The 7888-nt window shown below is 46.0% G+C and carries 10 protein-coding genes; 1 reads left to right on the forward strand and 9 read right to left on the reverse strand.

What is annotated here, in order from left to right; genetic code table 11:
• Nucleotides 1–201: transporter substrate-binding domain-containing protein (locus tag PGX78_RS04540; protein ID WP_270445572.1), on the forward strand; the 201-nt coding region annotated here is incomplete at its 5' end.
• A 90-nt stretch (nt 202–291) separates the two neighbouring features.
• Here the strand turns inward: PGX78_RS04540 and PGX78_RS04545 are convergent.
• From PGX78_RS04545 to PGX78_RS04585, 9 genes are all read right to left on the reverse strand, one after another.
• Nucleotides 292–1560 carry a hypothetical protein gene (locus PGX78_RS04545; RefSeq protein ID WP_270445573.1) on the reverse strand — a complete coding sequence of 423 codons (1269 nt, stop codon included), beginning with the start codon at nt 1558–1560 and terminating at the stop codon, nt 292–294.
• An 8-nt stretch (nt 1561–1568) separates the two neighbouring features.
• Nucleotides 1569–2489, reverse strand: coding sequence for a DNA-binding protein WhiA (whiA, locus tag PGX78_RS04550; protein WP_270445574.1), 921 nt, complete (start codon nt 2487–2489; stop codon nt 1569–1571).
• An 8-nt stretch (nt 2490–2497) separates the two neighbouring features.
• On the reverse strand, nt 2498–3841 hold the full coding sequence (locus PGX78_RS04555) for a gluconeogenesis factor YvcK family protein (RefSeq protein ID WP_270445575.1): 1344 nt from the start codon (nt 3839–3841) through the stop codon (nt 2498–2500).
• Between the two features lie 12 nt (nt 3842–3853).
• Nucleotides 3854–4765, reverse strand: a complete 912-nt coding sequence (rapZ, locus tag PGX78_RS04560) for an RNase adapter RapZ (RefSeq protein WP_270445576.1) — start codon at nt 4763–4765, stop codon at nt 3854–3856.
• 18 nt (nt 4766–4783) lie between these two features.
• On the reverse strand, nt 4784–5581 hold the full coding sequence (locus PGX78_RS04565; RefSeq protein ID WP_270445577.1) for an HAD family hydrolase: 798 nt from the start codon (nt 5579–5581) through the stop codon (nt 4784–4786).
• Complete coding sequence (locus PGX78_RS04570) at nt 5574–5966, reverse strand: hypothetical protein (RefSeq protein ID WP_270445579.1); 393 nt, start codon at nt 5964–5966, stop codon at nt 5574–5576. Before PGX78_RS04570 ends, PGX78_RS04565 begins: the two co-directional genes overlap by 8 nt.
• 86 nt (nt 5967–6052) lie before the next feature.
• Entirely contained in the window at nt 6053–6556 is a 504-nt protein-coding gene (locus PGX78_RS04575; RefSeq protein WP_270445580.1) for a DivIVA domain-containing protein, read from the reverse strand.
• 28 nt (nt 6557–6584) lie between these two features.
• Entirely contained in the window at nt 6585–7370 is a 786-nt protein-coding gene (locus PGX78_RS04580; protein ID WP_270445581.1) for a YlmH family RNA-binding protein, read from the reverse strand.
• 12 nt (nt 7371–7382) lie between these two features.
• On the reverse strand, nt 7383–7888 hold a 506-nt coding region (locus PGX78_RS04585; RefSeq protein ID WP_442864794.1), incomplete at its 5' end, for a cell division protein SepF.

Raw genomic sequence — 7888 nt, forward strand, 5'->3', positions numbered from 1 at the left:
CTCTACTACTTACAGCAGGGCGGCAACGCTAAGTTAAAGCTGGCCGGCGAACCCATTCTTTCTCGCGGCGTCGCTATGGCAACTGCCAAAGACAAAACTGATTTGACACAACAAATTAATAAGGCTCTCCAAGACTTAAAAGCTGACGGAACTTATGCTAAGTTGTATAAAAAATGGTTCGGAACGGAACCGAAAGAATAATTATCTTTCACAGAAAGCAAACACCGATGTCTGCCGGATACATCCGGCAAGGCATCGGTGTTTTTCTATGCCTGTTTCAGGCATTATACACTATTTTGTTTCTTCTACGTCCAAAAGATGGACAGTCGGCGTAGAATGGTCACTTGCTTCGACATCACGATTTTCAGCGGCCTGATCATCCGATCGATCCGCTTTCACAGCCGAGTCAATCAGCGCTTTCAAACGATTTTCCTCATCGATCACGTCTTTGACAACAGTTTTCGCAACCTCATCGGGTACCAAAATATACCGAACGGGCAGGTTCGCCGCACCGGGCGGCATGAAATGTATGTTAACGACATCTCCGCTCTTAAATGTCGTTACATATTCTATGGCGTAAGCATTGCCGAACCCCATGCTATGTCCCGTTCGAGGCAAGCCTACCGTTTCCGTCGATGATTCACCGCCGTGTTTTCTCGTCACTTCAACAACGCCCGAATATTCTCCGCCAATGGGATTAAAGTACAAATGCACAGGCCCTTTTCCCTTTGTATCTACAGTTACCGTGTAGTCAACACCGTAATTACCGAAATTTTCAGACGGGCGATTGTCAAGTATATCCGGCCCTTTTAAAAACGGGTCACTCTGTCCGTCAGCTAAGAGAATATATGAAATACCGTCCTTCGGAGTATAAGGAACCAAGGTTTTCAGAGCCCGGTCCTTACCCTTAAACCGGCCACGTAATTTCACATCATCACTGGACAATAAAAAGGCGCGTTTCATAAACTCATGAGGATCTTCATACGAAGGCATCATAACGGAAGAGACCTGTGCTGCTCCGTCTACTCGAAAATCGACAATCCCTGAAAATAATTGGTCGGGGTACACAACAACATCATTCAAGCGTTCATCAAGAAGGGCCGTGCTCCGCGGCTGAACCGTAATCTTATATTCTTTTTGTTTATCCTTATAGTAAATTTCCGATAGTTCCCTGCCTACGCCGTAATAGTCTTCACTGGGATGACTGTACCACGACCCCCGTACATAAATATCGACAGGCTTATCTTCCGAATTGGATGCGACAACAAGTATTTTTTTATTCTCACTTGTCTGATTAACATGGTAAAAGTACATACGACTATCACCTCGTACCATGTCACTATACAGCATGCCGTCACGGGTTACATACTCGGGGCTGTCGGAAAACAACAAATTTCCCGTATCCTTCGGAATCCCCAAGGCCATCTGTTTCATAGGTAACCGTACTATCTTATCGGCCACAGCCGGCGTTCGTACATCGGCACCGTATACGGTAAATCCGGCTAAGACGGCAAAGGCCGCCACCGTACATTGCAAGAAATGTTTCTTACCAAACTTCATATTTTTTCCTACCTTTCCGCTTTTTCGGCTAATTGTCGAATTTTACTGAAACGATGTGAAAGCCCCGACTTGGATATGCCTGACATCTCAGCCAATTCACCGAGTGTCGCCTCCGGATTTTCCAACCGTATCTCGGCGGTCTCTCGCAATTTAGGCGATAGTTCACCATATCTCCCCGAAACTTGCAATCGCTCAATATCACGAATCTGTCCTATTGCCGCATCAACGGTCTTTTGCAAATTGGCCGTTTCACAATTAACCACTCTATTCACATTATTGCGCATCTCTTTAAGGACTCTTACACTTTCAAACTCCAAGTAAGCTCTGTCGGCACCTATATATTGTAAAAAGTCAGATACTCCGTTTCCTTCTTTTATGTAGACCAAAAACTCGCCCTTGCGATCCGTCATCTTAGCCGGCAATTTAAAGCGATGCATTAACTTCAATAAAAATGCGGCTAACCTTTCATGTTCCGTCATGAGCTCCAAATGGTAATCGCCGTTAGGCTTGTTAACCGAACCGCCTCCCATAAACGCACCGCGAAGAAAGGCTCGACCGTATTCACTTTTTTTTAATCCCAGCTTGGAAAAATCCAGGTCTTCGGGCCATACAGCTAATTTTTCCAAAGCCGACGTCGTTTCAACTGTCGGCGATAAACGCAAAACATAATAATTCTTTTTGCGTAGTTTCAAACCTCGACGCACGCTGACTTCCGGCGGAACCCGTGAAATCAGTCGCCACCCTGAAAGAGCTCGACGGGCTACGGCATTATTGGCAGTGCTGAATTCCAATCCTGCCATACAATCGGCGGTACCGTGTAATACAGTACCGCCGATACATAACAAAGCAGCCAACTCGGCTCGCCGAACCCTTTCGTCCGTCGTCTCGTAATGAGCGATTTCATTTTTCACATCTTCCGCAAAGGACATAATGCCTCCTAGTGCTTACGATTATATCGTTTCAAATAATAATTTAAAAGTTGAGGAGATAAGTCACTGCGCAAGGCATTGATTAAATCGAAGAGAACAGTCGCTAATTTTTGGGGATCATGAGTAGAACCCGTTTCCTTACTGACGAGGTCCGCTAAAATGACCGTTGCGCCTTCTTTCCCCGTTTCTTTTTTGTCAATGCGCACAGATTGTTGCCCCGCCTCTGCATAGTGCTGCAATACAGCCGGTTCGACAGCCCCGTTATTGGCCAGTACAAAATCTATAATCTCCGCTCCTGCATGACGATTAATCGCCGCCACATGGTCGGACACACTATAGCCATCCGTTTCACCGGGCTGAGTCATTACATTACAAATATAAATTTTCTTTGCCTCGCTCTCTCTGATTGCCGCTGCAATATCAGGAATAAGCAAGTTCGGCATAATACTAGTATACAAGCTGCCGGGGCCAAGAACGATAGCATCCGCTTTGCGGATAGCCTGAATAGCGGATGTTACGGCTTTCGGTTCTGCCGGCGTCGTAAAGACCCGCTTTATTTTCCCCTTCACCAAGGGAATCTGCGACTCACCTTGTACAACAGTGCCGTCTGTCATTTCCGCATTAAGCAGAATCGTTTCCGCTGACGAAGGAATGACATTACCTCGTATTTTCAAAATCTTACTGGTCGCATCCATGGCTCCTTCGGCATCGCCCAATACTTCAATAAGTGCAGCAATAAAAAGATTGCCGAAGCTATGTCCCGATAAGTTACCGGATCCGCCGAAGCGATGGTCAAAAAGTTTTTCCATCAGCCCTTCCTTATCGGCCATAGCCACCAAGCAGTTACGTAAGTCTCCGGGAGCTATCATATCCAAGTCCTGCCGAATACGACCGGATGAGCCGCCGTCATCAGCAACCGTAACAACAGCCGTTAAATTATAAGTCTTACTTTTCAAGCCGCGTAGTAGAACGGATAAGCCCGTACCGCCGCCGATAACGACAACCTTCGGTCCCTTGGACAGCTTAAGGTTTTCTAAAATCAGGTTACTGAAATTGCCCGATTCACCGGGCATGACAATGGATAACATATTGCGAACCAACCGGCGAGTAGTCCACCCCATGATCAATATACCTGCAAGAAGTATGACTATACCGGACGAGGCCAACACCGTATAGTTGTAATGACCTGTCACTTCATACAGCATGCGAAAAGTCCATTCTTCCAAAGCCCCGATCCATTCATAGTTGAAGGTAAGAATCAAACCGAAGCTGGTAATCATCATTCCGATACCAAAAAGAAATAGCCATCGTTTGACATGAACACCGGGACGTAACCATCTGAAAAGTTTCATAAGAAGTCTCTCCTATCGTTCGTCCCCTTCATATCCGGGGGCATCGCATTTTACTTCATTTTTATCCATATCGCGGTGTTCAATCGTCACCGGCACCTGTTGTTCACGCAAATGCTTATACATGGCTTCCGCCATCGCTACACTGCGATGCAATCCGCCGGTACAACCGACTGCAATCACCAACTGGCCCTTTCCCTCAGCTTTATAGTGAGGTAAAAGAAAATCGATAAAAGAAAACCATTTTTCTTTGAATACGCTCGTTACATCCGACGCTTCCACATAATCGCGAACTGCCGGAACTCGCCCTGTAGAGTGACGTAGTTCTTCCACATAAAAAGGATTGGGCAAAAAGCGTACATCTTCTACAATATCGGCATCAATGGGAATTCCGTATTTAAAGCCGAAGGATACTACCGTCACTGACAGTTTTTCATCCTTCTTCCGTAACGTATATTTTTTTCGAAAAACTTCCCGTAATTCCTTCATGGTCAGCCCCGTCGTATCGAGGATAACATCGGCATGTCTTCTCAGTTGAGCAAAACGTTCTCTTTCCACCTCAATGCCTTTACTGATTCGCCCTTGAACGGCAAAGGGATGAACTCTGCGCATTTCCTTATAACGACTGATCAAGGTTCGTTCCGAAGCTTCCATAAAGACAACTTCACAGGAAATCCCTCGGTCTCTCATATCTTTTACGGCCTTTTCCAGACCGCCCAGATAAGCGTCATCCCCTATATCGGCACTGACAGCTACATGCCGAACCCGATCTCCGCCGCTTTTAGCGCAAATCGAAGCAAATTCAGGAATCAGTGCCGGCGGAATATTGTCGATACAAAAATACCCCATAGTTTCCAAAATTTGTAGTGCATGGCTCTTTCCCGAGCCGGACATACCTGTAAGAATGATTAAATGAAACTGTCCCATACAAGTTCTCCCCTCTTGTTACAAAACAAATCGTTCCAAGGCAACGGCGACGCCGTCTTCATTATTGCTTTCTGTCACAAAGTCTGCTACTTTTTTCACTTCATACGCACTATTGGCGACAGCTACGGAAAAGCCCGCTTTTTTTAACATTTCCGTATCATTTTGTCCGTTACCGAATGCCATAGCTCGGCTCACATCAATTTTATAGTAATCACACACGGCTTCCAGAGCTCTTCCCTTAGAGGTTCCCGCAGCCATAATTTCCAAATATTCAGGGCGTGAAAACAACAGTTCCGCTTCCTGCCCGGTCACCTTACTCAAGTACGCTTTTACAGCCGGCAACTCATCGGCTCGTCCGTGTATGAGTATCTTGTCAGCCCCTTGTCGAGGAATTTTATCAATAGTTCCCGTTTCTACAGCGCATATACCCGTATGACGTTCATAGGATTCTACGAACGAGTTTTTTTCTCTGACATATAAAGTGTCATCAATATAGGTCTGTGCCGTCCATCCGTGTCTAAAGGCCGCCTTATTAATCTGTGCCGTAAGCTCGGGAGACAAGGTTTTTTCATACAATTTTTCACCGGATATTTTCTGAATCAAGGCTCCTGAAAATAAGATCAACGGTATGTCGGGAAGTGCAAGCAAATCCGCATAAGGTTTGGCCGTAGCATACATTCTGCCTGTAGCAATAACGGTAACAATATTCTCTTTTGCCAAGTGCCTCAGGTCATTCAGCGTCCGTTCCGATATGGTCCCGTCATCACGCAACAATGTATCGTCCAAATCAACGGCTATCAGTTCGGGCTTATTCATAATTCTTTTCCGCCGACTTCCACTCGAAAGGCTTTCCTTCGCTTTTGTCTCCATGTGAAGTTCTCACATCAGCCGATAGTTCGTCACCAAACTCTTTGCTTAATGCATCTATTTTCTCAACCTGCTCAGGCGTCGCCTTATCCTTATTTGTAAGGGCCGTCTCCACCATTTTTATCATTTCGTAATGGGTAAGAGGGTAAGTCGGACTTACTCTATCCCGTCCGACTCCGGTCAATCCTGCCTCTGTCAGTTCTTTAACATATATATAGGCTTGCGATTTTTTCTCGACATCATCAAACGGATTGGGAGCATACGGATTATAAGCCCATACTGACGAAGTAATCGCTCCTACTGCCAATAGGGTCATCATAATGGCTTTTTTCATTTTTGTCTCCTGTGAGATAAAAAATATACTCTCCGGCAACTGCATTCAATACAGTCACATAGAGAGCATATCATGTCATTCAAAGCTTAATTTTCTTCCGATTCCACGGTTTCCGGCGTTTCCGCAACACCCTCTTCAGAAGAGCCGTCAATAACCATATCGTCCAAAAGGCGCAACTGGCTTGTCAAGATAGCTCTACATTTAGCACGGAAAGCATTCATCTGAGCTTTCAGGCTGTCTACTTCCTGCTGCGTCGCCTGCATGTTAATAGACGTTTCGTCTACCATTTGCTTTTTCTTGTTTTCCGCTTCCTGTAAAATGAGCTCTGCCTCTTTACGAGCCTGTACCTTGACATTTTCCGCCGTTTCCTGGGCCAACATCAAAGTGCTGTTCATCGTCGCTTCCATTTTTTCATATTGAGTCAACTTATCCTGCAACGATTCGCATCGTTCCTTCAGTTCGCTGTATTCACGATAAACTTTTTCATAATCTGTTGCAAGAGTTTCCATAAAATTATCTACGTCTTCTTCAGCATATCCGCGAAAGCCCTTTTTAAACTCTTTATTATGAATATCCATAGGTGTCAGCATAGTACAATTCCTCCTCTGATCCGTTTCTTTATATAAACCGTTTAAGCAATACGCCTGTGCGTCCCTTTCTTGACGTTCCTGTAATCTCCGCCACTTCCATACGCCCTTTGCCGCGTAAAGAAATAACCGTTCCGGCACCGACTTCCTGTGCCGGTCCCTTAGCAGGCTGCCAATTGACCTGTACGCGCTCGCCTTTAATAGCCTCAGCCGCTTTTGTACGCGATATACCGAAACCGGACGAGACAATAGCATCCAATCGCAGAGAAGCTACAGTGGTCTTTACTTCCTTGACCTTCTCTTTTCGAGGCGGTATATCAGATAAAGGAATCTCCGTTACCGTTACGGTCACCATGGCTATTTTTTCCAGGTTTTGCCGCAAATAATCATACAAGGTCGAGTCAGCTAAAATAACGGCCCCATCTTCATGCATAATAATATCGCCGAAACGACTCCGATCAATACCGAGACCCGTTAAAGAGCCCAATACGTCGCGGTGTCCCAACAGTCGATACCGTACATCCCATGTCAGGCGGCAAGCCGTAATACCGAAGTCCACAGGACCGTCATAGTCTTGACGCACAAAGGCCAGCTTTACTCGCTCCGCACCTTCATAACCGCCGTTGATACGAAGTTCCAAGCCTGTGGCATGAGCCTTGACCGTCTCCCCGATTTGTACAGCACCGGGCGAAGCGAATTCGCTAACTGCATAAGGTCGCCCCTTATTGGTGCTGTCCGCCAAGTCGATTAGGCGGGCGGCAAACTCGCCGTTATCCGTTCCCTTGTAATAGCGAATAATATTATCTCTGTTTTTCACCCAAAACTCCGTTTATACGCGAGGCGGTTGTTGTGTTTCTTCTCCGCCCGTTTGCCACGACGTAAGTTGCGCCGTGAAATCACCGTAATCACGTTTACCATGGTCGACAGCTACATTGCTGGGCACACACAGGAAGATATCCTTGCCGACTTTTTGGATATTCCCGTCCAATGCATAGGTTGCACCGCTAATGAAATCAACAACCCGTTTGGAAACATCTGCCGCCGTATTCTCGAAATTAATGACAACCGGCTTGCGTTCACGTAAATAATCGGCAATATTTTGAGAGTCATCAAAAGTTTCCGGTTCGACAATCATCATCTTCATCGGCCGATCGGACTGGGCACTGCCTAAGGAAGAACGGCGAGGCGCTGCGACGGTACGACGAGCCGGCTGTGCTTCTTCCACTTCATCTTCTTCATCTACATAGTCGTCATCATTTTCGTAATCGTCGTCATTGAACCCGCCTACGTTGTTAACTACTTTGTTCCATAAACTTTTCAATCCCATGATAAAAT

The organism is Megasphaera sp. AF13-6AC, from assembly GCF_027685385.1.
Classification (GTDB): Bacteria; Bacillota; Negativicutes; order Veillonellales; family Megasphaeraceae; genus Megasphaera; species Megasphaera micronuciformis.

Bases quoted from the DNA above. Each gene is read 5' to 3' on its own strand.
- PGX78_RS04565 (WP_270445577.1), bottom strand. From the start codon at position 5,581: ATGAATAAGCCCGAACTGATAGCCGTTGATTTGGACGATACATTGTTG.
- PGX78_RS04555 (WP_270445575.1), bottom strand. From the start codon at position 3,841: ATGAAACTTTTCAGATGGTTACGTCCCGGTGTTCATGTCAAACGATGG.
- PGX78_RS04570 (WP_270445579.1), bottom strand. From the start codon at position 5,966: ATGAAAAAAGCCATTATGATGACCCTATTGGCAGTAGGAGCGATTACT.
- PGX78_RS04545 (WP_270445573.1), bottom strand. From the start codon at position 1,560: ATGAAGTTTGGTAAGAAACATTTCTTGCAATGTACGGTGGCGGCCTTT.
- PGX78_RS04575 (WP_270445580.1), bottom strand. From the start codon at position 6,556: ATGCTGACACCTATGGATATTCATAATAAAGAGTTTAAAAAGGGCTTT.
- whiA (WP_270445574.1), bottom strand. From the start codon at position 2,489: ATGTCCTTTGCGGAAGATGTGAAAAATGAAATCGCTCATTACGAGACG.
- rapZ (WP_270445576.1), bottom strand. From the start codon at position 4,765: ATGGGACAGTTTCATTTAATCATTCTTACAGGTATGTCCGGCTCGGGA.